Genomic DNA, 22,514 nt, shown 5'->3' on the forward strand with positions numbered 1-22,514 from the left:
TGACCAAGCTCCTCGCCAAGTGGCGGTGTCGTCACTGCGACACCTGGAACGGCCGCAAAGACCAGGGCCGCTGCCACTGCTGCGGCAAGCCCCGCTGAATCCCACCCCCAGCTCGACCACTGGAGGCACAGCCATGCCCGAAACCGACATCACCGAGCGCGTCCGCGTTCTGGAATGGGTGACCGTCTACGCCCACCTCAAGGCCCACATGGAGCAGCGCGGCCCGCTCACGGCAGACCAGCGGCACTCGTTCGCCAACGCCGTGGCTGCTCAGAAGAAGCACGGGATCACCGACGCGGAGATCAGCGCCTACCGCGTCAAGCACAAGGACTACCTGGACCGGCTCGCCGCCCGCCAGGCCTGAACCCCCACCCCGCTTGACCACCGGAAGGACCACCGTCATGTCACACCTCACCCTGATCCAGGCCGAGACCGAGGACGCCTGGTACGAGCACAAGACCCTGCAGCAGCTCACGGCCGAAGCCGCCCAGCTCGTCGCCGTGGTCCAGGTCCACGAATTCCTGCAGACCTCCGCCGACCTCGACCTGCCCTACGCCGCCTGATGGCGTCGTCCATTGGAAAGGAGGAGTGATGGGCCGCATCAAATCGATCAACGCGTTCGCCGTGCTGGAGCGTCTCCTCACCGCCGCCGCTCTCGTGTTGACGGCTGTGACCGTCGGCCCTCTGGCTAGCCAGAAGATCGGTCTGGAAGGGCACGCCGCGATGGCCGCCGGCTGGACCATCGCCCTCGTCTACGACCTTGTGTGGGTCGCCTCGATCCGCTACTCCGGGATGGCGATCCGACAGCGCTCGACAGTCGGCATGATCGTCATGTTCGGCATCTCGCTCGTAGCGCTCGGCGTCTCCGTGGTCGTCCTGCTCAAGCTCGGCCACGCCCAAGCGTTCGCCGGAGTACCCGTTGCCGCCGCCGTGTTCATGGGGGTACGCCTCTTCGTCGACAACGTCCTGGCCGACCAGGAAACGTCCACCCGCATTGCGGACCAGTCCGCTGCCGCCCGCAATGCCCAGGCGCTGGCCGCAGCCGATGCCCGGAACCTGGCCTCGGATGCCTGCATGGACGTGGTCGTCGAGACTGCCGAGCACCTCGCGGAGATGGAGCGGCAGATCGCCCGAGCCAAGGTGCTTACCGATGCTCAGAAGAAGATCAGCAAGGCGCGTTCCAAGGCCGAAGAGACCCTCGCCGAGGCCGACAAGAAGTACGGCGTGAAGGCCTCCGCGTTCACGTCCAGGGAGCTGCTGACCATCGGGCCACGCCCCGTGGCCACGGGAGCTGGCCACACCCCGCCTGAGCAGGGTGGCCACACGCTGGCCACGCAGGTCATCCCGGAAATTGAGGCCGCGGCCACGGAGCCCGTCACTCAGGATGAATCGGACACCGAGCCGGACCTGGAACAGGTCCCTGTCGAGGACCCCATGACCCTCGAAGAGCTCGCCCAGGCCGCAGGGGTCGATAAGCCCGAGCCCAACGAGTACCTCACCGACGAACGGCTCAAGGTCGTCATCCGGTGGCTCCGCTTCACGATGGAGCCGCCCCGCTCCTACCGGCAGGCGTATGCCGCCTTCAAGGAGGAGGGCTTCCAGGCCCGCGAGAAGCGTGTCCGCCTCGCCTGGGACGAGATCAAGGCCCATGAAGGCGAAGTCGTACCCGCCTGACCCGCGCCCCGGCACAGCCGGCAAGGCCCAGCGGCGCCAGCCCCTGGACCCTGCCGAGACTGCCGGAAGCAGTCGGAACCACAAACCCGCAGGCCAGCCGAGGAGTGACCCGGGGAGCGGAACGCTCGCAGACCCGGCAAGCAGACCCGGCAGGCCCTGCCCTCCAGTCGAAGGGATGAGGTCATGAGCTCGAACTACTGGACCAAAGAGATCAAGCGCGCAGACGCCGCGTCCCCCAAGGCCGGGGCGACCCGACGAATGGACCGCCTCCGCAGCACTCTTCAGCAGGTCGATCCGGTGATCGCCAACCGGGCCTGGCAGGAAGCGGCGGACGCTCTCCAGCGCATCACCGAACGCTACACACGGTAATCATTCACTCGTTCATTCACCTGGGTAGAGATGAACCGGCGGATCTGCTACGCGCGCACGTGCGCGCACAGCCCAGCCGTTCACCCCTCCCCGTCGCAGTACGTGAGGGGAAGTGATGGAAGTACTGATCGCCGCCTGCCTCTTGGCGTGGGCCGCAGGAGCGCAGAGCGAACAGGCGAAGCTGGGCCTGAGCCCGGCCGAGCGTGATCTGAGGCGGGAGCATGTCCGCCACGAGAGGGCTGTCCGGAAGATCGCCGACAAGCACGGCAGCACGCCGGCGGACAGCGGTGTCGAGCCGCTCACGATTCCCGAGTCCTTTCGGTCCGGGTATCGCGGCCACACTCCGCTGGAGCGGGTCGCCACCCCGGCTGGCAGGCATCTCGGGAACTGGACCGCCAAGGGCGTGTACTGGGCCCGCGACACCGGCCGCTCGGCCCTCAAGGAGTACCGCGAGCGCCGCAAGGCCGAGGGCGAGCCGGACCCGGCCCCGATCATCGAGCCGCCGTTCATGCCGCCCATGCCCACGGAACCGCCCACTGCGGGCGTCCCCAGCGGAGTGGTCATGGCCAAGCCCGAAGCCCCGGCCGCACCGGCGGCAGAGGGTCCGGCACCCGCCCCTCTCGTCGAGGCCCCCGCAACGGCGGCTACTCCGCCCGCCGCTGCGCCCGCACCCGCTGGCGCCGCCCTCGTGCCGGGGCCCCGGGAGCCGGAAGCGCCCACCGCACCCACAGAAGCCTCCGAGCCCATAGCCCCAGCCCAGCCCCACGAGAACGGAGTCGGCCGCATGGCAGCAGAGATCACCTACGAGTCGGTACTGGACGAGAGCGGCGAACTCTCCGCCATGTGCGAAGACGACCTCCTGGCCTACGACCGGATCAGGGACCGCTGCGAACGCGAGATCGGCCGAGCCGACGAGCTCGTCGCACAACTGCGCAGCCCCGGCATGCGGGACTGGATCAGCCGATGCGCCGAGCAGTACCGGGTGATCCTCGCCCAGCTCGACGACCTCAAGTCCAACACGATCGCCCAGAGCGAAGCCGTGACGAAGGCCAAGGCCTCCCTCGAGTCCGGCCAGGGCTTCTACGCCAGCATCGCCGCCGACATGGAAACGGTCGAGGACCGCGAGTTCTACACCTCCGACCGGGTCGACAGCGAAGACGTCAACGCCGAGTCCGAGATCTACGAAACCCAGGGAGCCTGACCATGAGCGCCACCTACGCCGGCGTCCTAGCCCGAGCCGCCGCCTACGGAGTCCGCGCAGCCCGAACCCGCGAAGCCGTCAGCCGGCTGCAGACCCGCTTCGGCGACCGGGCTGACTCCGCCCGCTACCTCTCCGAGGGCATGACCCTCCTCGTGGTCGATGCGCCGACCACGACCGCCTACATGGAGGTCGCGAGCCTCTCCGCCGCCATGGCCGACAACGTAGGCGGGATCGTCTCCGCCGCCGACGTCCTCTCCGTCGCGGCGCAGGGACTCGACGACGAGACCCGAGGCCAGCACAGCCGCATGGCCGACGGAAACCGCAGCCACGACGTGGAGATGGCTGAACCGGTCTTCATCCAGCGCCGCTGACCTGACATCACGAGGGCGGGCCACGCCCATGGCCCGCCCTCCACCACCGCAGACCCGGAGAGACCCGATGGCAACCGCGACCGTACCCAAAGCCACCACCGAAGAAGCCCCCGCCAAGCCCACCCGGCTCCGCGCCGCCCTCGACACCCCCGGCCTGTACGCCGGAGCGGCCCTCGGGACCGCGTCTGCGCTACTGGCCGGCGACCCGCTCCTCTATTCCACCGTCGGCGCCGCTGGCGTCACCGCGGGCTGGGCCTACCTCGGCATGCACCCGGGACCTTGGCGCTGGCTGCCCGGTCAGGGCGAGCCGTGGGAGTGGATGTGCCGCTCGAGCCGTCGCGGCTACCGACGCACCCTGCGCCGCATGCGACGTCGCCTCGCCGCCCCTGCCAATGTTCCAGTCGTCTGGCCTGTGGACCGGCAGGTCATCGCCTGGCACACGCATCCGCAGCGTCCCGCCCTCGTCCGTGAAGTCACCGCCGACGCCCGTCGTGCCCGCTGTGACGCATTCCGCCAGGCCTGGACACGGGTCCTGCCTTCCTGGAAGTCCGGCTGGTGGCGCCGCTACAGCCCGATAGAGATGGCCCTGCGCGCTGGACCACTCACCGCCATTCCCATCACCGGCCACCTCGACATGCCCTGGTGGGCACACCTCCTCATCGGCTCCATTGCCGCGACCTGGGGAAAGTGGGTGTGGCGTAAGCCCACCCCGGCCCAGGCCCCCGCAGAGCAGCAGCTCGCCGGGGAAGACTGGTACCTCGCCCGCTGGGCAGAGTGGATCGCCTGCGACCAAGGACCGCTGCCCGGATCGAAGCTGGTCAGCGTCGAGCTGAACGCGGACCGACTTACCGCGGTCATCGTTTCCACCACGGCCAGGCCCGCCGCCGGACTGGACCAGGACTCCGTGTCGATCGCGTTCGACGTCCCCCCGCGAGCCGTCAACATCCACCGGCCCGACGACATGGCCGCCTCCCGAGCCAAGCTCTCCGTCCGGCTTCGAGCCGTGACGTCGGGGCTTGACGAGAACGACCTTCCCGCAGTGTGGCGGGAGTTCAGCCCCTACCCGCAGAGCGAGCTGTACGACGCGGAAACCACCCGGTTCGGCCGCAAGTTCAAGATCCTCCTCCCCAGGCGGGGCACCGACGTCGGGCAGGTGACCGCCCGCGCCGTCGCCCAAGCCCTCGACATGCAAGGCTCCGCTGCCGAGGCACGACTGCACCTGCGCGTCATCGACGCCCGACGTGTCGAGGTCAATGACATGGCAGTCAACCCGCTCGCCGGCGGCGTGAAGCTCGACCTGGACGCCCTGATCATGGACGACCAGGGATACATCACCATCGGCCGCGACCTCTACGACAACCCCGCCAGGTGGCGGCTGCTCAAGTTCGACGCCAAACGCCGAGGCCTGTCCGGCCGACCCTCCGCATCCGCCAATCACTCCTTCGGATCCGGAACCACCGGCGCTGGCAAGACCAGCCTTGAGGAAGACCTGCAGGTCGCCCAGCGCGCTAACGGGTTCGTCTCCTGGCTCGCCGACGGCAAGGGCGGCGCCGGATACGCCCCGTGGATGAACGACATCGACTGGATCCTCAAGAGCCCCTACGGAGCCATGGTCATGGCGCAAGCCGGCACCGCCGTCTCCGAGTTCCGCTACGCCGAGCAGATGAAGATGCAGTGGCTCGACGAGGAGGGCTACACCGAGAACGGCCGGTCCTTCTTCGTGCCCTTCGAACCCTTCGCCCCCATGTCGCTGACGTGGGACGAGTTCAACGAAATGATCCTCAAGGATCCGCAAGCCGACCACGTCAAGCCCCTGCTTAGCGGCGTCTCCAGCATCGGCCGCCTCTCCCGCGCGGCAGGCGTATCAGCCCGCATCTGGCTGCAGATCCCCAACCTCGACGCCATCGGATCGAACGCCTCCGCAAACGCCGTCCGCGACATGCTCCAGTCCGGGAACATCGCCCTCTTCCGCACCGCCCGCGCCGATGTCGACGCCATGTCCCTCGGCTCCCGCAAACCGCAGTTCAAGCTCGCCCCGCTCCCCGAGCGCTTCCCGGACGGATCCGAAACCGGCGGCCTGTTCTACATGGCCGACGGCACGGCCCAGTACACGCAGTCGCGCGTTGCCTTCCACAGCAACCCCGCCCGCCTCAGCCGGCAGTACCCGCTGACATCCGTGACCGACCGCGAGGCAGAGATCGCCGGCCCCGCCTACCTGCGTCGCGCCGAGTACCGCCACCTTGACGCCGACGGCGAAGACGCCTTCCTCCGCGAGCTCGCCAAAGAAGAACACGCCAAGAGGCCCAAGAACACCACCGTCATCGACACCCGCCCCGCACCCGCCGTCGAAGACGACGACCTCGACGACCTCGTCCCGCCCACCCGATCGCAACTCGTCTGGGATGCCGTCGACAGCGGTGCCCGGCGCAACAAGGCCATCGCCGACGTCACGGGCCTCAAGCCGACCAACGTTGCCAACGCCACCGCCCGCCTCGAACGCCTGGACAAGCTCCGCAAGATCGACCGCGACTGGCACACCGCCGAACTCCTCGACGCCTAACCCAAACGAATCGGAGCCCGCCATGACCATCACCCTCTCCGCCCTCTTCCTCCTCGCCGCCATCGGCCTCGGCGTCTGGTTCAAGAAGGACTCCTCGTTCCGCAAGCGCGAGTTCTTCGCCGTCTCCGTGTTCTGGATCCTCCTCGTCGGCACTCCGTGGGGAGCCGAAGGCGTCGCCAAGGTCCAGGAGATCATCGGCACCGGCGTGCAGACCGCCAGCCAGACCGTCAACTCCGTCTCCAGCAAGTAGGGCCGGCCATGACCACCGACGCCGAGCGCCTCATCGCCGCCGTAAACGAGGCCATGGAGCCCCCGACTACCTACCGCGACCCCAGCCCGAACCCCACCATCGGAACCACGCCGCCCGTACCACAGCCCGGTCGGCCGCCGATGAGCCAGAAGGCGACCGACGCCAGCATGCTCATGCTCGCCGCCGGCGCCGCCTCCCTCCCGATCGGCGGGGCCACGTCGCTGGTGCTTTACACGCTCGGCCACGTCGACCCCGTCGCCCTGGCCATCGGAGCAGCCGGGCCCGTCGCCCTGGTCCTGGCCGTCGGCTCACTGGTCCGGTCGGCTGGCCGCGGGCTGCAGGGCATCAAGGTGGAGCACAACCACTACAGCGGGGCCGTCCATCAGGAACGCCGTACTGCCATTACGGAGACCCGCGGACTGTTCGCCAAAACGATCAACAAGCAGTAGACCTACCGCTCGACCAGGCCCTCGCCGCCCGCGGGGGCCTCCGGCGTGGGTACGGCCCGCGCGACCCAGCGGGTACCGCCCACCTGCGCCGGCCGGAGCGTCACCGTGACGTCGACGCCGTGCTGGCGGAGCAGGGCGAGCAGGGCGAGAGCCTCCGCGCACTCCTCGGCCGTGTCAGCTGCGATGCCGAAGGAGACGCCCATGGGGGCATCATGCCGCGCCTTGAGCTCCGAGGGGGCGGCGCTGGGAGAGGTCCACCGGATCGAGGTTTCGCCACGTGGCCCGAACCATCCCTTTGTCAGTGCAGGTTGACGTGCGACCTGGGCGAACGTATCGTCGGTCTCACTGGACACGTGTGACTCTGAGGCCCGCCCATTCGGCGGGCCTTTGTCGTACCCGGAGGTGGGCATGGCATCCGGAATCGCCCTCGTCGATGAGGAAGCCGCCGCCTGCTGGACAGGCCGACCTGGCGTCACCATCCGCCGCTGGGCCCACGAGGGCCGCATCCAACGGTACGGCTCCGGCCGCGGCCGAGTCCGCTACAACGTCTTCGAGCTGCCTCGGAAGACCGTCGACGACTGGACGGGCGAGGTCACCGTTGGTGAAGCGCCGCCACTGCCCACCGCCGCGCGAGCCGCCTAACCCCGCGACGGGTACGCCGCCGGCAGCCGCAGTAGGCGGCCGACGCTGGCCAGCACCGGTTCGAATCCGGAACGGCGGCGCTACCTGAACACCCGATCTGCCTGACGAGGAGGTGCCCCATGGCCTTCCCTCCCGGCACCCCCACGGTCACGCTGGCCGGCACGATTCCGTCCGCCGTCGCGGGCACCGCCTTCAAGGGCAAGCTCGTCTGCAAGCCGTCCGCCTACCTCGTGGATGCCGGCCGCAACGCCGTCTACCCGGGCGGCGGTGAAGTCGCCTTCGACGCCGACGGCAAGTTCTCCGTAGTCCTCCTGCCCTGCGACGCCGCTGGCATCGAGCCGGCGGGCTGGCGGTGGTTCCTCGACCTGCAGCCCACCCGCGGCCAGCGCGTCCAGTTCTACGCCAACATCGTCGGCAGCGGCACGGTCCAGTACTCCGACCTGACTCCTGTGCCCGCCCCTGGTGGCGGCTCCGGTAGTGGTGGAGTTGGACCTACGGGCCCCGAAGGCCCTCCCGGCCCCACTGGCGACACTGGCGCGACGGGCCCCCAGGGGCCGGCCGGACCGCAAGGCCCCGCCGGAGCTGACGGCGACAACGCTGATGCCGAGGCCTACACCGACGCAGCCATCGCCGACGAAGTCACCCGGGCCAACACGGCCTACGAGACTCCGGCAGGCTCCACCGCGAAGGTGGCCGCACACGACGCCGACACGACCGCCGTTCACGGCATCCCCAACACTGCACTGCTGGAGACGGCCACCGCCGCACAGGCCAAGGCCGATGCCGCCCAGGCCGCAGCCACCAGCGCCGCGGCCACCGACGCCACAACGAAGGTCTCCACCCACGCTGGCGCGTCCGACCCCCACGGCGACCGCGTGGACGCTGCCACCAAGTACCTGGCGAAGACCGCGAACCTGTCCGACGTTGCCAGCCCCGCAACTGCCCGGACCAGCCTTGGACTCGGTGGCGCCGCGACGCTCTCAGTCGGCACCACCGCGGGCACAGTCGCAGCAGGGGATGACGCCCGGTTCACCGCGGCGGCCCCGTGGGTGTTCGACATCAGCGCCTACGGAGCGGTCGGCGACGTGCGGGTGGCGACCGACGGGGCGATGACCTCCGCGAGCGCCGTACTCACCTGCGCGAGCGGCCCGTTCACCGTGGCTTCGTCCCCGGTGGGCAAGTCCGTGATCGTCAAGGGCGCTGCGGCCACGGGTGTCACGAGCCTGGTGACGACCATCCTCAGCCGCCAGAGCGACACGCAGGTCACCCTCTCGACTAACGCGGCGACCACGGTCACGGGCGCACAGGTCGTCTGGGGCACCGACAACACCACCGCTATCCAGGCCGCTGTCGACGCTGCCGAGGCCTACCTCACGGCCGGCGCGACCTATGCGCAGGTCTACACCCCGCCGAAGCCGTACATGATCGCCGGGCCGCTCAACAACACCAAGAGCGGCAACGGCCAGATCGTCTTCGGCGTCTACCCGGTGGCCGCCGGCAAGAAGGTGCTGGAGTTCCGGGGTGAGACCGACGGCGCTGCCGCGGTCCGGCACTGGCAACAGACTGTGCCGCAACTCGCCGGTAGCTGCTGGGTGTCAGCTGGGGTCTTTGCTTCGACGGCCGCGCAGATCACTAACCTGAACGCCGACGGCAACCCGGGCGTGCTGTCGGGGCCACAGGAGGGTTGGGGCTACGGTGCCGCGGCCCTGTACAGCAACATCATGCCGGTGCTCAGGAACATGGCCATCCTGACGACCCACAGCGCATACGGGCTGACCTACGGCGCCGCGACCTTCTGGGGTTGCGCCAACGCGCACATCGAGAACTTCGGGTGCGGCACGCTCGGCACGGTGGCCTCCCCTTCAACGGACTACACCTCACCAGGCGTCTTCGGCACTGGGCTCAGCGTCGGTCTGTTGATGCCAGCGCCTGGCAATAACGACAACGTGATCGGTAAGAACATCAGTGTGGGCGGCGGCTACACCTACGCCATGTTCATCACCGAGCACGCCGTCGTCGACCGCTACATGGCCCTGTACTGCTGGGCCGGGCTCGTTGCGGTCGGTACCTACGCCGGGTCGGTCGGCTCAGTCCACGCGATGAAGGTGCTGAGCGCCTCGATAGAAGCGTGCACGAACGAGCTGCACATCATGGGCGCAGGGTCGGCTGGCATCGGCCCGATCATCGACATCGACCAGCTATCCACCGAGTCCGGCGCTCCGAACATCTCCGCGAGCAGCGCGGGCGCCATCGCCGCAGCCCGCGGCATCGTCCGCCTCACCGGCCTATTCACCGAGTCCGGTGTCTCCGTCGCCAACCCGTGCGGCATCAAAATCATCAACGGGCAGGCGCCATTCCCTGTCCGCTCGATCTCGGCCGACACGACGGTCCGCGTCATCGACGAGGTTCTACTCGTCAACGCGACCGCGGGCGCCCGGGTGATCACGCTGATCTCGGCTGTGGCCACCCCGAACAGCTACACGATCAAGAAGACGGACTCGTCCGGCAACACCGTCACAGTCGCCTGCACTGGGGGGCAGACCATCGACGGGGCTACAACCAAAGTCCTGTCCGCCCAATGGGAGACGGTCACCGTCATCCCCGACGGCACCAACTGGCTCACCGTCTGATCCACCTCTCACAGAAGTCAGGGGGTGCCCGTGGACGACCTCCTGATGATCGTGCCCACGCGAGGCCGGCCCGACAGCGTTCCGGCCATCCTCGACTGCTGGAGGCAGACCGGCGCTACAGCCGACCTGCTGTTCGCCGTCGACGACGACGACCCGATGCTTCCCGGATACCGCGAGCACATGGAGAACCTCAACGACCCGCACATCCGCTGGCGCACCGGCCCTCGCCTGCGGATGTGCGGCACCCTCAACGCCGCCGCAGCCGAAGAGGCCAACCGCTACCGGTTCCTCGCGTTCATGGGCGACGACCACCGGCCGCGGACCCCCGGCTGGGATGAACGCTTCCGGATCTGCCTCTCCGGCGGCCCCGGCATCGTCTACGGCAACGACCTACTGCAAGGCGAGATCATGGCCACCGCCGTAGCGATGACCTCCGACATCGTCACCACCCTCGGCTACATGGCGCCGCCCGCCCTCATCCACCTGTGCCTCGACCTGTGTTGGATGGATTGGGGCCGCGGCATGGGCCGCATCACCTACCTCGGCGACGTCATCCTCGAGCACATGCACCCGGCGAACGGCAAGGCGACCATCGACGCCGGCTACATCGAGTGCAACAGCTCCGCGGTCTCCACTGCCGACGCCACCACCTACTACGACTACCGCGACAACGGCGGCCTCCAAGCCGACCTGGAGAAACTGCGGGCACTCATCGAGGAGGCGGCATGAGCATCGACACCGTGATTGGCGCCTGGAACGCGGCCGACCCCTCCGCGATTCACCCCGCGCGCGGCATCAGCGAGGACGCCTACCGGGAGTCCGGGCAGGTCCAGGCCGAACTGCTCGCCTCCGTCCTGCCTGCTGGCTGCAGGGTCGTCGACTTCGGTTGCGGCGACGGTCGCGTCGCCCTCCCGCTCGTCGAGCTTGGCTTTGACGTCATCGGCGCCGACGGCTCCCAGGCCATGCTCGACCGGCTTGCCACCTCCGCACCCGACGTGCCGACCGTGCTCACTGACGGCATCGACCTCGGGACGCAGATCGGCAAGAAGGCCGACGCGGTCGTCTCCCTTGCCGTACTGATCCACCACAGCTACGAGTCCGCCGAGCGCATCATTGCTGGCCTTCGGGCCGCAGTTCGTGTCAACGGGCTCCTCGTTCTCGACTGGCCGACCAGCGACGACCCCCGCGAGGGCGGCGGCTGGATCAGTGTCACCACCTGGAGCAGGCTCAGGCAGGATGAGATCTGCCAGCGGATCGGCCTCAAACGGCTCGACAGCGATCTTCCCTGGGGTGTGTTCCGCGCCGTGAAGGCCGGCTGATGCGTGTCCTCCTCACCGGGGGTGCCGGCTTCGTCGGCCGTCACCTGCATCGGGCCATGCACGACCGCGGCTGGCAGGTCTCCGCGATCGACCTCACGTTCACTCCGGCGGTCATCAGGCGCGACGCACTGGATCACTTCCGAACCAGCGACGTCCGGTTCGACCTGGCCATCCACTGCGCGGCCATCGTCGGCGGGCGGGCCAGCATCGACGGATCACCCCTCGGCGTCGCCACCAACCTGGCGCTAGACGCCTGGTACATGCGGTGGCTCGCCCGCTCCAAGACTCCACGGGCCGTGTACTTCTCCAGTTCCGCGGCCTACCCCGTCGCACTCCAACAGCCCGGCAAGATCCGGCGGCTCGTCGAGAGCGACATCGACTACGAGCAGCCCGGCCGGCCCGACGCGACCTACGGCCTGGCCAAGCTCACTGGCGAGCAGCTCTGCCAGTACGCCGAAGCGGGCGGTACACGCATGACGGTGCTGCGGCCGTTCTCCGGCTACGGCGAAGACCAGGACGAGACCTACCCCTTCCCGGCGTTCATCCGGCGGGCACGCGAATGGCAAGACCCCTTCGAGATATGGGGCGACGGCAGCTCCACCCGCGACTGGATCCACATCGACGACCTCGTCGGCGCCACCCTCGCGGCCGTGGAGCAGGAGGTCGCCGGCCCGGTCAACCTGGGCACCGGCAAGGCGACCAGCTTCGACGAACTAGCCCGCTTGGTCACCACGGCGGCCGGCTACCAGCCCGAGCTGAAGCACCTACCGAGCGCGCCGCAAGGCGTTCACCACCGCGTGTGCGACCCCAGTCGGATGCTCGACTTCTACACGCCCAAGGTCACCCTCGAAGAGGGGATCCGGCGGGCACTCGCCAACTAGACCAAGGAGCCAGCGCCATGGCCTCGTACCTGATCAAGTACCTCGATGGAGAAGACGAAGTCGTTCAGGCTGAGACGTTGGAACGGTTCGGTGACCAGTACATCGGCTTCACCGATGGGGCCTCAGTCGCTTTCATACCCCGCGGCAACGTGCGCAGCATCGTCCGCCAAGACGCGTCGGACGAGCGAGGCGAGTGATGGCCCGAATCCAGATCCTCGAACTCCCCTCAGGCGTAGACGAGGAGAGGCCGCCCTTCATCCTCGTCGTCGATCAGTGGGAAGCGATCGATGTCGATGCCTACCAGGTGATCACCAGCTACTGGGATGCCTTCGGCGAGAAGATCGGCGCTCGAGGCGTTCTGTTCGCCGAGTGCACCGTCGGCATCCCCGCCAACGAAGCGCTCATCGGCCCGGACGGATACCCACTTCGCTTTCAGGTCGAAGGTGACTTCACCCGCTTCCGCGAGCAGGTCGAAGAGCAGGCCCTGTATGCGCAGGGCAAGCTCACTCGAGCAATGGCCCCGTGAGCGGCGGCTGGAAGGGCTCGGATCGAAAGGCCCGACTGCCCTCAGGCTGGACGAAGATCCGGGCCCAGATCCTGGCCCGCGATCCGGTCTGCAAGATCTGCAACGTCAGGCCATCCCAGTTCTGCGACCACATCGTGGCCAAGGCGGACGACCATACGGAGGCTGGCCTCCAGGGCGTATGCGGACCATGCCACGACCAGAAGTCCTCACGAGAGGGCAACCAAGCCCAACGCGAGAACCCTCAACCGGGACGAACCCGCCCGCCCGAACAGCACCCAGGGCTGAGGTGAGCAGGTGGCCCGCTACCTGATCACTCACCCTAAGGGGCAGCAGGGCGAGGACGTGCTTGTCGAGGACCCGGACCTGACGCTCACCATCTACGGCGAGTGGGCCGTGCTGGCGGACTCTGATGGCCCATGTCTCGCGCTGCCAGCTCATGCGGGGGCGACCATCACGCGGATCGACGAGCAGCCCGAAGACGAGCCGGCTGCTTGAACCCCGGCCCTCGCCACCGCTGAACATCCCCACCCCAAGACTCCTGCGGCCAGCTACCGCAGGCAGGATGGCCCGACGTCTCCAGGCGTCGGGCCTTCCGCATACCTGGAGACAGAATGAACCTCTGCCCCTATTGCACCGCGCCAATGAATAGCACTCAGCGCAAGCAATGTGGGCGCCTCGAGTGCAAGCGGGCTTTCAATGCCGAGCGCATGCGTGAGTACCAGCGCAAGTACAAGGCAGAGCACGGGTACTACCAGACCCGCCTGTATGACAAACCCCGGGTGAAGCAGCACGACATCACTTGTCAGCACTGCGGCAAGGATGCCGTGGTGACCAAGGCCGAGGCAAAGTACTGCTCACACAGGTGCTTCTACGACTCACGCTTCGGTGACGCGAGACCGCGCGACGATCACGCGGGCAGTGCTGAACGCAAGAGGCAACCTGCCCGTCGTCGACGGGCGGAACGCACCCTTCAGGTCGCAGTCAAGGGCACATCCGGTTCTGTGCCTTGGGTTGCCGGCCACTGCTTGCGGTGCGGCGAGACCTTTGTGCGCCGGGACTCGGGCACTGGGGTATCCCACTGCTCGAAGGCATGTCAGCAACGGGACAAGGCGTCGCGACGGAGAGCTTTGGAGAAGGGTGCATCTGTTGGCACCGTGTCCCGATGGCGCGTGCACGTGAGGGATCACTGGACATGCCACATATGCGGCGACCCAGTAGACCGTGATGCGGTCGTACCGGATCTCGCCGCTCCGGTACTCGACCATGTAATGCCGTTGGCCAGAGGCGGAACACATAGCGAGGACAACCTCAAGACCGCTCACTTTTACTGCAACAGCGTCAAGCGTGATCTTGTTGCTAACTGGTCGGCCGCTGCATGACCCTGGGGGGTTAGGGGTGCCGGCCGCTTCTTTTTGATCGGGGCCGTATAGATCACGACTTTCTGTACGGGTTTCCTTGGCGCCGGCGCGGCGCCGCTCACCGCCCCTTGCTCGCCCCGGAGGCGTGCACTAGACCCTGGAGGTCGCCATGGGCACTCGCGGACCCGTCCCGGAGCGCTCCGAAGCGCGCCGGCGACGCAACAAGACCGACGACGTTGGCCTGGTCAAGGCTCCGTCGACCCCGACCGGCCTGCCCGAACTGCCTGAGCCGAATGAGCTCTGGCACCCGATCGCCACCGACTGGTACCTGTCCCTGCGGGAGTCGGGTCAGGCCGCCTTCTATCAGCCTAGCGACTGGGCGATGGCCCGGTACGCTGCCGAGCTCATGTCCCGCGGCCTGCTGGAGGACCGGCCGCCCAATGGCCAGTACGTCGCCGCCCTGAACTCCGTAATGTCGAGCCTGCTGACGACGGAGGGCGACCGCCGGCGTGTCCGTATCGAGCTGGAGCGGAAGCCGGCCGTGAAGGCGGTCTCCGCTTCGGTGACGGCCATCGCCGACTACCGCTCTTCGATCGGTGGCTGACGGCGAGGTCCCGGAGGTCGTCACCCCCTTCACGATCGGCCCGACGTGGCAGCGAGGCGAGGACGGCAAGTTCATCCTCCCCGAGTACACGCTGGGCTGGCAGGCCCTGGCCTGGACGGCGACCTACCTGCAGCACTACGCCGGCGCCCCCTGGCGGTATACCGCCGAGCAGGCCCGGCTGACCCTGTGGTGGTACGCCATGGATCCAGTGACGAACCGGTTCGTGTGGCGTGACGGCGTGATCCAGCGCCTGAAGGGCTGGGGGAAGGATCCCCTGATCGCGACCTTCTCGGCCTTCGAATTCGTTGGCCCCTGCCGGTTCGCCGAGGTAGCCGACGAGGGCAATGAGTGGGGCATCCCGCCCGGCCAGCCGTTGGGGCGGCAGCATCCAGCAGCCTGGGTCCAGATTGCGGCCGTCAGTCAGGACCAGACCCGGAACACGATGACCCTCTTCCCGTCGATTCTGACGAAGCGGGCCATCGAGGAGTACCGGATCGACCTCGGCAAGGAGATCATCTACGCCGACAAGGGCCGGGCCCGGATGGAAGCCGTGACGAGTTCGCCGCGGGCGCTTGAGGGTGGCCGGCCGACCAACACGAACCTCGGCGAGACCCATCACTGGGTTGAGTCGAACGGCGGACACGAGATGGCCGCGGTCATCGAGCGCAATGCCACCAAGTCCGCCGACGGCGACTCCCGGACCCTGGCGAACACGAACGCCTACGAGCCGGGCGAAGACAGCGTCGCCGAACGCACCCGCGAGGCCTATGAGTCGGCGGAGGCCGGACGCGCGGCCGATGTGGGCCTCTTCTACGACTCGTTGGAGGCTCCGGCCGAGGCGAAGCTGTCCGAGGAGTGGATCGAGCCGACCCTGCGGGCTGTCCGCGGTGACTCGACGTGGCTGGACATCGCGCGGCTGAAGGCGTCGATCCTCGACGTCCGTAACCCACCGTCTCGGTCTCGCCGGTTCTGGTTCAACCAGATCACCGCCTCAGAGGACGCCTACCTGGCGCCCTACGAATGGGATGCGTGCCCGCATGAGGGCATCGACCTGCAGGCCGGCGACGAGATCGTCATCTTCTTCGACGGCTCCAAGTCGGACGACGCGACAGGTCTGGTGGCGTGCCGCTTGTCCGACGGCCACCTGCAGACGCTAGGTGTGTGGCAGCGGCGGGCGAACTGGCCCGACGGCGTGCCATGGCGGGTACCGCGCGAGGAGGTCGACGGTGTTGTGGACCTGACGTTCGCTACGTACAAGCCGCTCGCGTTCTTCGCCGACCCGGGTTCCGGGTTCGACGAGGCGGATGGCGAACGCTACTGGGACGGCTTCATCGACGCCTGGGCCCAGCGGTACGGCAAGCGGCTGAAGCTCAAGGCCGTGCCCTCCGGCCATGGCCAGCACGCCGTCATGTGGGACATGCGCGACCGGCGCCGGCAGCAGACCTTCACCGAGGCTGTCGACCGCTTCTACCGGGACGTCCTGGAGCGGCAGCTGACCCACGACGGCCACAAGGTGCTGCGCCAGCACGTTGCCAACGCCCGCCGGCGGACGAACGCCTGGGGCTACACGATCGGCAAGGAACACCGTGAATCGGCCCGCAAGGTCGACCTCGCGGTGTGCGCGATCGGCGCGCGGATGCTCCGCCGGATGGTCATGAACTCGACGGCCTGGACGAAGAGGTCCACGGCCCGTGGCAAGGGACGGGTGGTGGTGCTGCGATGACGACTCCCACTCTTCCTCTCCTGTCGCTGTCGGACGACGAGCTGGGCATCCTGACGATGCTCCGCTCGGATCTGCTGTCGCAGCGCTTCAAGCTGGAGCTGTTCGACGCCTACTTCAACGGCGAGCAGCTGGTCCGAGACCTGGGGATCTCGATTCCCCCGCAGCTGAAGACCCTGCACACGGTCATCGGTTGGCCTCGGATTGGCGTCGAAGCGTTGGAGCAGCGTCTCGACCTGGAGGCGTTCCGCTGGTCTGACGGGGGTGACTCCTCGGACCTGCTGGAGATCGCCGAGGCGAACGACTGGTTCGACGAAGCCTCCCTGGGGCACCTGGACGCCCTCACCTACGGCCGCGAGTACATGGCCGTGGGTTCGGGCGAGGGGGAGGATGCGCCGCCGCTGGTGACGTTCGAGTCGCCCCTCGACATGACCCTGGCCTGGGATGCTCGGCTTCGTCTCTCAACGTCGGCGCTGCGTGAATGCCAGTCCAACGGACAGGACTTCGGGCTCACCCCTGAGCAGCGTTTGGTGACCCTCTACCTGCCCATGCAGACGGTGTACGCGGTGGAGGTGAACGGGGGCTGGGAGGTTCTCGACCGCGACGAGCACAACTTGGGCGTGGTTCCGGTGCTGCGGATGGCCAACCGGCAGCGGACTGCTGACCGGACCGGCCGGAGCGAGATCACTCCCGAGGTCATGTCGATCACGGATGCGGCCTGCCGCCGGCTGATGGGCATCGAGGTCGCTTCGGAGTTCTTTGGGGCTCCGCAGCGCTACATCCTCGGCGCCTCCGAGTCAGCCTTCCAGGACGCCGAGGGCAACACCAAGAGCGCCTGGGAGACCTACATCGGCCGTGTCCTGGCCTTGGAGCGGGACGAGGATGGTCAGGTGCCGACGGTCGGCGCCTTCACAGCTCACGACCCGTCCGGTCAGACGAAGATCATCGATCTGTACGCCCGGATCATGGCTACCCAGCTTGGCCTGCCGCCGCACATGCTCGGCTACACGTCCGACAACCCCGCCAGCGCTGATGCCATCCGTTCCAGCGAGGGCATGCTGGTCAAGAAGGCCGAGCGCCGGATCAGGCGTTTCAGCGCTACCCATCGGGAGGCCATGCGCCTCGCACTGTGGGTCCGTGACGGCGAACCGCCAGAGAAGAGCCGCCGCATCGAGACGGTGTGGCGGAACCCGGCCACCCCAACGATCGCAGCCCAGACCGATGCCGCGGTCAAGATGGTCCAAGCTGGGATCCTGCCCGCTGACGGCGACGTCGTCCTCGAGATGGCCGGCCTGACTGAGGACCAGCGCCAGCGCGTTGCTGCGGAACGGCGGCGCGCTCGTGGCGCTGACTTGGTTCGGCGGTTGACCGCCATCCCTGAGGATGACAAGCCAGCTCCGGAGGCGGACGATGGCGACGTCGGCGTCTGACGGCGGCCGGGCGGCCAATGCGCATCGACGGGCTCAACGCGGCCTGACGCGCCTCCTGACGCGGGATATGCGCGGCCTGCGAAGGCTGATCATTCCGTCTCGGCTCGAGGCTTCCGTTCCGGAGTGGATTGTGGCCGTCCGGGCCCTGGTCGAGCAGTACGGGTCAGCCTCCTCAAGCTTGTCGGCCGACTACTACGAGGCGGAGCGTGCCGCCGCTGCTGTCACCGGCCGCTTCACGGTTCCTCTCGTTGACCCGCCTCCCGACGAGCAGGTCGAGAGCGGTCTGCGTTGGGCCACCAAGGATCTATGGCCGCGTGACCCTGATGACCCCGCCACGACGGATGCCCAGCGAGAGCCGATGGACATCCGCCTACAGCAGGCTGAGGCGAAGGCCGAGGGCGTCGCACAGAAGCTGGTCGCCGATCAGGGGCGCGGCACCGTCAAGGAGGCGGTTCGGCAGGACCGCACGGCCGTTGGGTACGCGCGCGCCGCCGCTCTAGGGGCTTGCGTCTTCTGCAAACTCATGGCCACACGAGGCTTGACGTACAAGTCGGCCGGCTCGGCCGGCCGCGACGTCAACAGCAAGTTCACCGGTGACGACAGTGTCGTGAAGTTCCACGACAACTGTCACTGCCAGATCGTCCCGGTGTTCAAGGGGCAGCGGTTCGAGCTGTCCGATCATGCGCGCGAGTGGGAGCGGATCTACCGCGACTACGCCGCGCCCTACCCAGGCGATCAGCTGAACCGGTTCCGGCAGGCTCTCGCCGACCACGGGCACATGCCCGTTCTGTAACCCATGGCCGCCCTGGAGGTGGCCTTCTCTCAGCCCCTGGAGGGCCGTTTCACCATGCCCGAAAACGAGGAGACCGAGCAGTCCGTCGAGGACCCGCAGGAGCCCGACATCGCCCTGGAGGCTGCGGGCGCCGAAGAGGAGCCCTTCGACCGGGCGCGCGCCGAAGCCAAGATCCGGAAGGCCAACAGCGAAGCCAAAAGCCTCCGTGACCGTCTGAAGCTCCTCGAGCCACTCGCCGCGAAGGCAAAGGAACTCGAAGACGCCCAGAAGACCGAGGCCGAGCAGCTCACCGACCAGCTCGCCACTCAGCGGGAGCGGGCCGAGAAGGCTATCCGTGCCGCGGTCGCCTCCAAGGTCGAGGCCCTGGCCCGCGACTTCGCTGACCCGGAGGACGCAGTCGGCTCGCTGGACCTCACCGCCTACGTGGACGAGGACGGCGCCATCGACACGGACGCCATCAAGGACGCCCTCGCGGAACTCCTCAAGCGCAAGCCCCACTGGGCCCGTCCCGACGAGGGCGGCCCACGCCGCCCCGCCCCGGACCGCACCCAGGGCTCCTCGGGCAACGGCAACAGAACCCCCTCCGACCCCGGCGAAGTCTTCGCCGGACTCATGCAGCAGGCCCTGAAGGGCCACTGAGAGAGGTAGCCCTCCATGGTTGCGACCGCACCCATCAAGCTGAGCGACGTCAATGCGACGTTCCTCCCGCCCACCCTGACCGGCCCGATCTTCGAGAAGTCGGTCGAGCAGAGCGCCGTCATGGCGCTCTCGCGACGCATTCCCCTGTCGATGTCCGCGACAACCGCCATCCCGGTTCCGCTGGACGTCCCGACCGCCGACTGGGTTGACCAGGCCGGACGGAAGCCGCTTGGTACCGGCGGCGTCGACATCAAGACCATGAGCGGCAAGAAGATCGCCGTCCTCATCCCGGTCGCGATGGAGGTCGTGCAGTCCAATGCCGCCGGCCTGTGGACGCAGCTGCAGAACGACCTCCCTACCGCGTTCTCCCGGGCGTTCGACCGGGCCGCGATCCACGGCAAGACCATGAAGGGTGCGACCGGCCCGTTCCCCGACTACCTGGCGGAAACCTCGAAGAGCGTCACCATCGGGGGCACCAGCCAGGCCAACGGCGGTATCTACGGCGACATCGTCAAGGGCATGAACGACACCGTCGATGACGACTGGGACTACACCGGTACCCTCCTGGATCACCGGATGAAGCCCAAGCTCCTCGGTGCGACTGACACCACGGGCCGACCGATCTTCGTCGACACCACGGTCCCGGGCACGGGCGCGGCGCTGGCTGGGACTCTGATCGGCGAGCCGGTCGCCTACTCCCGCTCCGTCTCCGGCAAGCTCCGCCGTCAGACGGGCACCATCGACACGGGCCTGCGCGGCATCGGTGGCGACTGGTCCCAGACGGCCTACGGCGTCGGCATGGACATCACCGTCAAGATCTCCCGCGAGGCGACGTACATCGACGAGGAAGGCGGCGTGCACTCCGCCTTCCAGGAGAACCTCGTTCTCCTGCTGGCGGAGGCCTACTACGGCTTCGTTCTCGGCGACGTCGAGGCCTTCGTCAAGTACCTGGCGGCCGGCGGCTCCTCCTGATGCCGGGCGTGGAGGGTGGCCGGGCGCCGATGCGGATCGTCGCCCGGCTGCACGGCTACCCGCCGCGCCACAACGCCGGAGCGGAGTGGATGGTCCACTCCCAGCTCCGCGCGCTCGTCGAGCGAGGTCACGACGTGTCGGTGTGGCTGTCCCGCTACACCGACGACAAGGCCGACTACGACCTCGACGGCGTCCAGGTGGTGCCTCTTCAGTCCCGCCTGGACGCTGCGTCCGCCATCCGCAGGGCCGACGTCGTCGTCTCCCACCTGGAGAACGTCCCATCGGCCGGAGCGCTGGCCCGCGGCTACGGCAAGCCGCTGGCGGTCATCTGCCACAACACCCACCGCCAGTCCTTCCGCGAGATGGCCGGGGGCTGCGAGCTGGCCGTCTACAACAGCCAGTGGATGAAGCGCGAGGCCGAGCTGTTCTTCGCCGAGTATCCCAAGGGCATCCGGCCGGCGCGGGACGTCATCGTCCGACCGCCAGTCTTCGCCGCTGAGTACCGGACGAAGCCCGGCTCCAAGGTGACGTTGGTCAACCTCAACCTGGAGAAGGGCGGGGCGCTCTTCGAGAAGCTCGCCCGACGTATGCCTGACGTTGAGTTCCTGGCGGTCGTCGGCGCCTACGGGGAGCAGATCGTCCCTGACCTGCCGAATGTCGAGGTCATCGACCACATGTGCGGCCACGAGATGAGGGACGCCGTCTACAGCCGGACCAAGATCCTGCTCATGCCGTCGTCCTACGAATCCTGGGGCCGAGCCGGCGTCGAGGCCATGGCCAGCGGCATCCCGGTCATCGCCCACCCCACGCCGGGGCTGTGCGAGTCGCTGGGTGAGGCTGGCGTTTTCATCGACCTACACGATGCCGACGGCTACGAGATGGCCATCCGCAAACTCCTGACCAGCAAGACCGAGTACGGGCTCGTCGCGAAGCGGGCAAAGGCTCGCTCTGCCGAGCTGGACCCGACTCCCGACCTGGCTACTTGGTGCGACGCCGTGGAAGCTCTGGCTTAGGAGGATCCGATGGCGTTCGTCCCTCCTACCGCCGAACAGCTGGCCCTCTACCTGGGACTGGAGGAGATCGCTGGCGACCGAGCTGACCTGCTGATCGAGCAGGCTGTTGCGCTGGCGCAGTCGGTCGTCAAGCCGCTGCCGGACGAGGCCACTGCGGTTGTCCTGTCCGTTGCGGCCCGCGCCTACGTCAATCCTCAGCAGGTGTCATACGAGACGATCGGCCCGATGTCTGTCCAGCGTCCGACGGGCAGTGGCGGCCTGTATCTCACCAAGGCCGACAAGGCCGCCTTGAAGTCGCTGGCTGGCCGCGGCGGCGCATTCACCGTGGATCCGACGCCAGTGACTGCGACTCCGTCGCCGACCTGGCCGGTTGACGATTCCTACGGTCCCGGGCTGGAGTATGAGCCGGGCTGGGGTTGGGTGTAGTGCCCGCCCCGTACCCCTACGGCGAGACGGTGGTCCGACTTCGCCGCGGCACCTCCCCAGGCCGGGACCCACGCGGGCAGCCGCTCCCCGGCACCCTGACCGAGACGCCTTTCGCGGGTTGCGTCGTCACACCCCGCGCTGAGACGCCGCAGGTCGGCGGGGACCAGCAGCAAGCCAGGGATACCGTCATCGTCGGCTGGACGGTGTACGCCCCGCACGGCACCGACATCGTCACCACGGACCAGGTCCGCATCCGAGGCGAGGTCTGCGAGATCACTGGCCACCCCGGCGACTGGGGCGTCAGCCCCTTCACAGGACTGCCCGGCGTTCTGCAGTTCGCCGCCGACAGGGTTACCGGCTAGGTCGGGCCTGCTCGACGGAGGTCATCAGCTTCTGTGCGGCGTCATTGCTTTTGTGGGGGATCGACAGGCTGTACGGGTCTTCGTAGGGCGGTCGACCACCAACGAGCGAGCCCAGCGGCATTTCCTCACGGGGCCCGCTATCGGGAAGAACGAACTGGACGTACCCGTAGAAGAGGCGGCGCCCCGGCTTGTATCGCGTCGCGACTACGTCGGCTGCTCGGATCCTCGTCGGCGCTGGCCGCGATCCGATCGGAGTCTTCGTGATGGTGATCCACTCACCATCGAAGCTGACGCTGCCCAGCACGCCCTTGACTTCCATGCCACC

Annotated in this window: 29 protein-coding genes; 27 read left to right on the plus strand and 2 right to left on the minus strand. The window is 68.0% G+C overall.

Annotated features, from left to right (window positions below; translation table 11 throughout):
• Positions 1–133: 133 nt before the first annotated feature.
• The 9 genes from OG276_RS26165 to OG276_RS26205 all read left to right on the plus strand — a co-directional run bounded on the left by OG276_RS26165 (position 134) and on the right by OG276_RS26205 (position 6,874).
• Positions 134–364, plus strand: coding sequence for a hypothetical protein (locus OG276_RS26165; protein WP_266909139.1), 231 nt, complete (start codon positions 134–136; stop codon positions 362–364).
• 37 nt (positions 365–401) lie between these two features.
• Entirely contained in the window at positions 402–563 is a 162-nt protein-coding gene (locus OG276_RS26170; RefSeq protein ID WP_266909140.1) for a hypothetical protein, read from the plus strand.
• 25 nt (positions 564–588) lie between these two features.
• Positions 589–1,674, plus strand: a complete 1,086-nt coding sequence (locus tag OG276_RS26175; RefSeq protein WP_266909141.1) for a hypothetical protein — start codon at positions 589–591, stop codon at positions 1,672–1,674.
• A gap of 183 nt (positions 1,675–1,857) precedes the next feature.
• Positions 1,858–2,043: a hypothetical protein gene (locus OG276_RS26180; protein ID WP_266909142.1), complete on the plus strand. Its 186-nt coding sequence runs from the start codon at positions 1,858–1,860 to the stop codon at positions 2,041–2,043.
• Positions 2,044–2,158: 115 nt separating this feature from the next.
• Complete coding sequence (locus OG276_RS26185; protein ID WP_266909143.1) at positions 2,159–3,244, plus strand: hypothetical protein; 1,086 nt, start codon at positions 2,159–2,161, stop codon at positions 3,242–3,244.
• 2 nt (positions 3,245–3,246) lie between these two features.
• Complete coding sequence (locus OG276_RS26190; protein WP_266909144.1) at positions 3,247–3,615, plus strand: hypothetical protein; 369 nt, start codon at positions 3,247–3,249, stop codon at positions 3,613–3,615.
• A 67-nt stretch (positions 3,616–3,682) separates the two neighbouring features.
• Positions 3,683–6,175 carry a hypothetical protein gene (locus OG276_RS26195; RefSeq protein WP_266909145.1) on the plus strand — a complete coding sequence of 831 codons (2,493 nt, stop codon included), beginning with the start codon at positions 3,683–3,685 and terminating at the stop codon, positions 6,173–6,175.
• 22 nt (positions 6,176–6,197) lie between these two features.
• Complete coding sequence (locus OG276_RS26200) at positions 6,198–6,425, plus strand: hypothetical protein (RefSeq protein WP_266909146.1); 228 nt, start codon at positions 6,198–6,200, stop codon at positions 6,423–6,425.
• Between the two features lie 8 nt (positions 6,426–6,433).
• A complete protein-coding gene (locus OG276_RS26205; RefSeq protein WP_266909147.1) occupies positions 6,434–6,874 on the plus strand; it encodes a hypothetical protein in 441 nt (146 codons plus the stop codon).
• A 2-nt stretch (positions 6,875–6,876) separates the two neighbouring features.
• Here OG276_RS26205 and OG276_RS26210 read toward each other — a convergent pair whose 3' ends face one another.
• Positions 6,877–7,077 carry a hypothetical protein gene (locus tag OG276_RS26210; RefSeq protein WP_266909148.1) on the minus strand — a complete coding sequence of 67 codons (201 nt, stop codon included), beginning with the start codon at positions 7,075–7,077 and terminating at the stop codon, positions 6,877–6,879.
• Between the two features lie 205 nt (positions 7,078–7,282).
• Between OG276_RS26210 and OG276_RS26215 the strand changes: the two genes are divergently transcribed.
• The 18 genes from OG276_RS26215 to OG276_RS26295 all read left to right on the plus strand — a co-directional run bounded on the left by OG276_RS26215 (position 7,283) and on the right by OG276_RS26295 (position 22,189).
• A complete protein-coding gene (locus OG276_RS26215; RefSeq protein WP_266909149.1) occupies positions 7,283–7,516 on the plus strand; it encodes a DNA-binding protein in 234 nt (77 codons plus the stop codon).
• A 119-nt stretch (positions 7,517–7,635) separates the two neighbouring features.
• Positions 7,636–10,146, plus strand: coding sequence for a hypothetical protein (locus OG276_RS26220; protein WP_266909150.1), 2,511 nt, complete (start codon positions 7,636–7,638; stop codon positions 10,144–10,146).
• Positions 10,147–10,176: 30 nt separating this feature from the next.
• Positions 10,177–10,875: a hypothetical protein gene (locus OG276_RS26225; RefSeq protein WP_266909151.1), complete on the plus strand. Its 699-nt coding sequence runs from the start codon at positions 10,177–10,179 to the stop codon at positions 10,873–10,875.
• Positions 10,872–11,465: a bifunctional 2-polyprenyl-6-hydroxyphenol methylase/3-demethylubiquinol 3-O-methyltransferase UbiG gene (locus OG276_RS26230; RefSeq protein ID WP_266909152.1), complete on the plus strand. Its 594-nt coding sequence runs from the start codon at positions 10,872–10,874 to the stop codon at positions 11,463–11,465. The genes OG276_RS26225 and OG276_RS26230 overlap by 4 nt, the downstream gene beginning before the upstream one ends.
• Positions 11,465–12,346 (plus strand): NAD-dependent epimerase/dehydratase family protein, encoded by an 882-nt coding sequence (locus tag OG276_RS26235; RefSeq protein ID WP_266909153.1) that lies wholly within the window; start codon positions 11,465–11,467, stop codon positions 12,344–12,346. The genes OG276_RS26230 and OG276_RS26235 overlap by 1 nt, the downstream gene beginning before the upstream one ends.
• 17 nt (positions 12,347–12,363) lie before the next feature.
• Positions 12,364–12,543, plus strand: coding sequence for a hypothetical protein (locus tag OG276_RS26240; protein WP_266909154.1), 180 nt, complete (start codon positions 12,364–12,366; stop codon positions 12,541–12,543).
• Positions 12,543–12,872 carry a hypothetical protein gene (locus OG276_RS26245; RefSeq protein WP_266909155.1) on the plus strand — a complete coding sequence of 110 codons (330 nt, stop codon included), beginning with the start codon at positions 12,543–12,545 and terminating at the stop codon, positions 12,870–12,872. Before OG276_RS26240 ends, OG276_RS26245 begins: the two co-directional genes overlap by 1 nt.
• A 294-nt stretch (positions 12,873–13,166) precedes the next feature.
• The gene (locus OG276_RS26250; RefSeq protein WP_266909156.1) at positions 13,167–13,367 is read left to right on the plus strand and encodes a hypothetical protein; all 201 of its coding nucleotides are present in this window, start codon (positions 13,167–13,169) and stop codon (positions 13,365–13,367) included.
• Positions 13,368–13,579: 212 nt separating this feature from the next.
• Entirely contained in the window at positions 13,580–14,251 is a 672-nt protein-coding gene (locus OG276_RS40975) for an HNH endonuclease (protein WP_353963463.1), read from the plus strand.
• A gap of 148 nt (positions 14,252–14,399) precedes the next feature.
• Positions 14,400–14,834, plus strand: a complete 435-nt coding sequence (locus OG276_RS26255) for a hypothetical protein (protein ID WP_266909157.1) — start codon at positions 14,400–14,402, stop codon at positions 14,832–14,834.
• Positions 14,827–16,557, plus strand: coding sequence for a terminase (locus OG276_RS26260; protein ID WP_266909158.1), 1,731 nt, complete (start codon positions 14,827–14,829; stop codon positions 16,555–16,557). The genes OG276_RS26255 and OG276_RS26260 overlap by 8 nt, the downstream gene beginning before the upstream one ends.
• Entirely contained in the window at positions 16,554–17,984 is a 1,431-nt protein-coding gene (locus tag OG276_RS26265) for a phage portal protein (protein ID WP_266909159.1), read from the plus strand. The genes OG276_RS26260 and OG276_RS26265 overlap by 4 nt, the downstream gene beginning before the upstream one ends.
• Entirely contained in the window at positions 17,965–18,777 is an 813-nt protein-coding gene (locus OG276_RS26270; protein ID WP_266909160.1) for a hypothetical protein, read from the plus strand. The genes OG276_RS26265 and OG276_RS26270 overlap by 20 nt, the downstream gene beginning before the upstream one ends.
• A gap of 3 nt (positions 18,778–18,780) precedes the next feature.
• Positions 18,781–19,416 carry a hypothetical protein gene (locus tag OG276_RS26275; RefSeq protein WP_266909161.1) on the plus strand — a complete coding sequence of 212 codons (636 nt, stop codon included), beginning with the start codon at positions 18,781–18,783 and terminating at the stop codon, positions 19,414–19,416.
• A 15-nt stretch (positions 19,417–19,431) separates the two neighbouring features.
• Positions 19,432–20,388, plus strand: coding sequence for a phage major capsid protein (locus OG276_RS26280; RefSeq protein ID WP_266909162.1), 957 nt, complete (start codon positions 19,432–19,434; stop codon positions 20,386–20,388).
• Between the two features lie 29 nt (positions 20,389–20,417).
• Positions 20,418–21,401: a glycosyltransferase family 4 protein gene (locus tag OG276_RS26285; protein WP_266909163.1), complete on the plus strand. Its 984-nt coding sequence runs from the start codon at positions 20,418–20,420 to the stop codon at positions 21,399–21,401.
• A gap of 9 nt (positions 21,402–21,410) precedes the next feature.
• Positions 21,411–21,827 carry a hypothetical protein gene (locus tag OG276_RS26290; protein ID WP_266909164.1) on the plus strand — a complete coding sequence of 139 codons (417 nt, stop codon included), beginning with the start codon at positions 21,411–21,413 and terminating at the stop codon, positions 21,825–21,827.
• Complete coding sequence (locus tag OG276_RS26295; protein WP_266909165.1) at positions 21,827–22,189, plus strand: hypothetical protein; 363 nt, start codon at positions 21,827–21,829, stop codon at positions 22,187–22,189. Before OG276_RS26290 ends, OG276_RS26295 begins: the two co-directional genes overlap by 1 nt.
• On the opposite strand, the gene OG276_RS26300 is transcribed toward OG276_RS26295, so the two are convergent.
• Entirely contained in the window at positions 22,179–22,508 is a 330-nt protein-coding gene (locus OG276_RS26300) for a DUF4429 domain-containing protein (RefSeq protein WP_266909166.1), read from the minus strand. The two genes, OG276_RS26295 and OG276_RS26300, sit on opposite strands and share 11 nt — an antisense overlap.
• Positions 22,509–22,514 lie beyond the last annotated feature (6 nt).

Source organism: Streptomyces sp. NBC_00086 (assembly GCF_026343255.1).
In the GTDB taxonomy this organism is placed as follows: Bacteria; Actinomycetota; Actinomycetes; order Streptomycetales; family Streptomycetaceae; genus Streptomyces.

What these genes read in the sequence shown, in the direction of transcription:
- OG276_RS26200 (WP_266909146.1), top strand. Translation starts at nt 6,198, where the DNA reads ATGACCATCACCCTCTCCGCCCTCTTCCTCCTCGCCGCCATCGGCCTC.
- OG276_RS26255 (WP_266909157.1), top strand. Translation starts at nt 14,400, where the DNA reads ATGGGCACTCGCGGACCCGTCCCGGAGCGCTCCGAAGCGCGCCGGCGA.
- OG276_RS26285 (WP_266909163.1), top strand. Translation starts at nt 20,418, where the DNA reads ATGCGGATCGTCGCCCGGCTGCACGGCTACCCGCCGCGCCACAACGCC.
- OG276_RS26180 (WP_266909142.1), top strand. Translation starts at nt 1,858, where the DNA reads ATGAGCTCGAACTACTGGACCAAAGAGATCAAGCGCGCAGACGCCGCG.
- OG276_RS26185 (WP_266909143.1), top strand. Translation starts at nt 2,159, where the DNA reads ATGGAAGTACTGATCGCCGCCTGCCTCTTGGCGTGGGCCGCAGGAGCG.
- OG276_RS40975 (WP_353963463.1), top strand. Translation starts at nt 13,580, where the DNA reads ATGCGTGAGTACCAGCGCAAGTACAAGGCAGAGCACGGGTACTACCAG.
- OG276_RS26245 (WP_266909155.1), top strand. Translation starts at nt 12,543, where the DNA reads ATGGCCCGAATCCAGATCCTCGAACTCCCCTCAGGCGTAGACGAGGAG.
- OG276_RS26265 (WP_266909159.1), top strand. Translation starts at nt 16,554, where the DNA reads ATGACGACTCCCACTCTTCCTCTCCTGTCGCTGTCGGACGACGAGCTG.
- OG276_RS26210 (WP_266909148.1), bottom strand. Translation starts at nt 7,077, where the DNA reads ATGGGCGTCTCCTTCGGCATCGCAGCTGACACGGCCGAGGAGTGCGCG.
- OG276_RS26195 (WP_266909145.1), top strand. Translation starts at nt 3,683, where the DNA reads ATGGCAACCGCGACCGTACCCAAAGCCACCACCGAAGAAGCCCCCGCC.
- OG276_RS26220 (WP_266909150.1), top strand. Translation starts at nt 7,636, where the DNA reads ATGGCCTTCCCTCCCGGCACCCCCACGGTCACGCTGGCCGGCACGATT.
- OG276_RS26230 (WP_266909152.1), top strand. Translation starts at nt 10,872, where the DNA reads ATGAGCATCGACACCGTGATTGGCGCCTGGAACGCGGCCGACCCCTCC.
- OG276_RS26270 (WP_266909160.1), top strand. Translation starts at nt 17,965, where the DNA reads ATGGCGACGTCGGCGTCTGACGGCGGCCGGGCGGCCAATGCGCATCGA.
- OG276_RS26205 (WP_266909147.1), top strand. Translation starts at nt 6,434, where the DNA reads ATGACCACCGACGCCGAGCGCCTCATCGCCGCCGTAAACGAGGCCATG.
- OG276_RS26235 (WP_266909153.1), top strand. Translation starts at nt 11,465, where the DNA reads ATGCGTGTCCTCCTCACCGGGGGTGCCGGCTTCGTCGGCCGTCACCTG.
- OG276_RS26190 (WP_266909144.1), top strand. Translation starts at nt 3,247, where the DNA reads ATGAGCGCCACCTACGCCGGCGTCCTAGCCCGAGCCGCCGCCTACGGA.
- OG276_RS26165 (WP_266909139.1), top strand. Translation starts at nt 134, where the DNA reads ATGCCCGAAACCGACATCACCGAGCGCGTCCGCGTTCTGGAATGGGTG.
- OG276_RS26300 (WP_266909166.1), bottom strand. Translation starts at nt 22,508, where the DNA reads ATGGAAGTCAAGGGCGTGCTGGGCAGCGTCAGCTTCGATGGTGAGTGG.
- OG276_RS26240 (WP_266909154.1), top strand. Translation starts at nt 12,364, where the DNA reads ATGGCCTCGTACCTGATCAAGTACCTCGATGGAGAAGACGAAGTCGTT.
- OG276_RS26215 (WP_266909149.1), top strand. Translation starts at nt 7,283, where the DNA reads ATGGCATCCGGAATCGCCCTCGTCGATGAGGAAGCCGCCGCCTGCTGG.
- OG276_RS26170 (WP_266909140.1), top strand. Translation starts at nt 402, where the DNA reads ATGTCACACCTCACCCTGATCCAGGCCGAGACCGAGGACGCCTGGTAC.
- OG276_RS26290 (WP_266909164.1), top strand. Translation starts at nt 21,411, where the DNA reads ATGGCGTTCGTCCCTCCTACCGCCGAACAGCTGGCCCTCTACCTGGGA.
- OG276_RS26275 (WP_266909161.1), top strand. Translation starts at nt 18,781, where the DNA reads ATGGCCGCCCTGGAGGTGGCCTTCTCTCAGCCCCTGGAGGGCCGTTTC.
- OG276_RS26280 (WP_266909162.1), top strand. Translation starts at nt 19,432, where the DNA reads ATGGTTGCGACCGCACCCATCAAGCTGAGCGACGTCAATGCGACGTTC.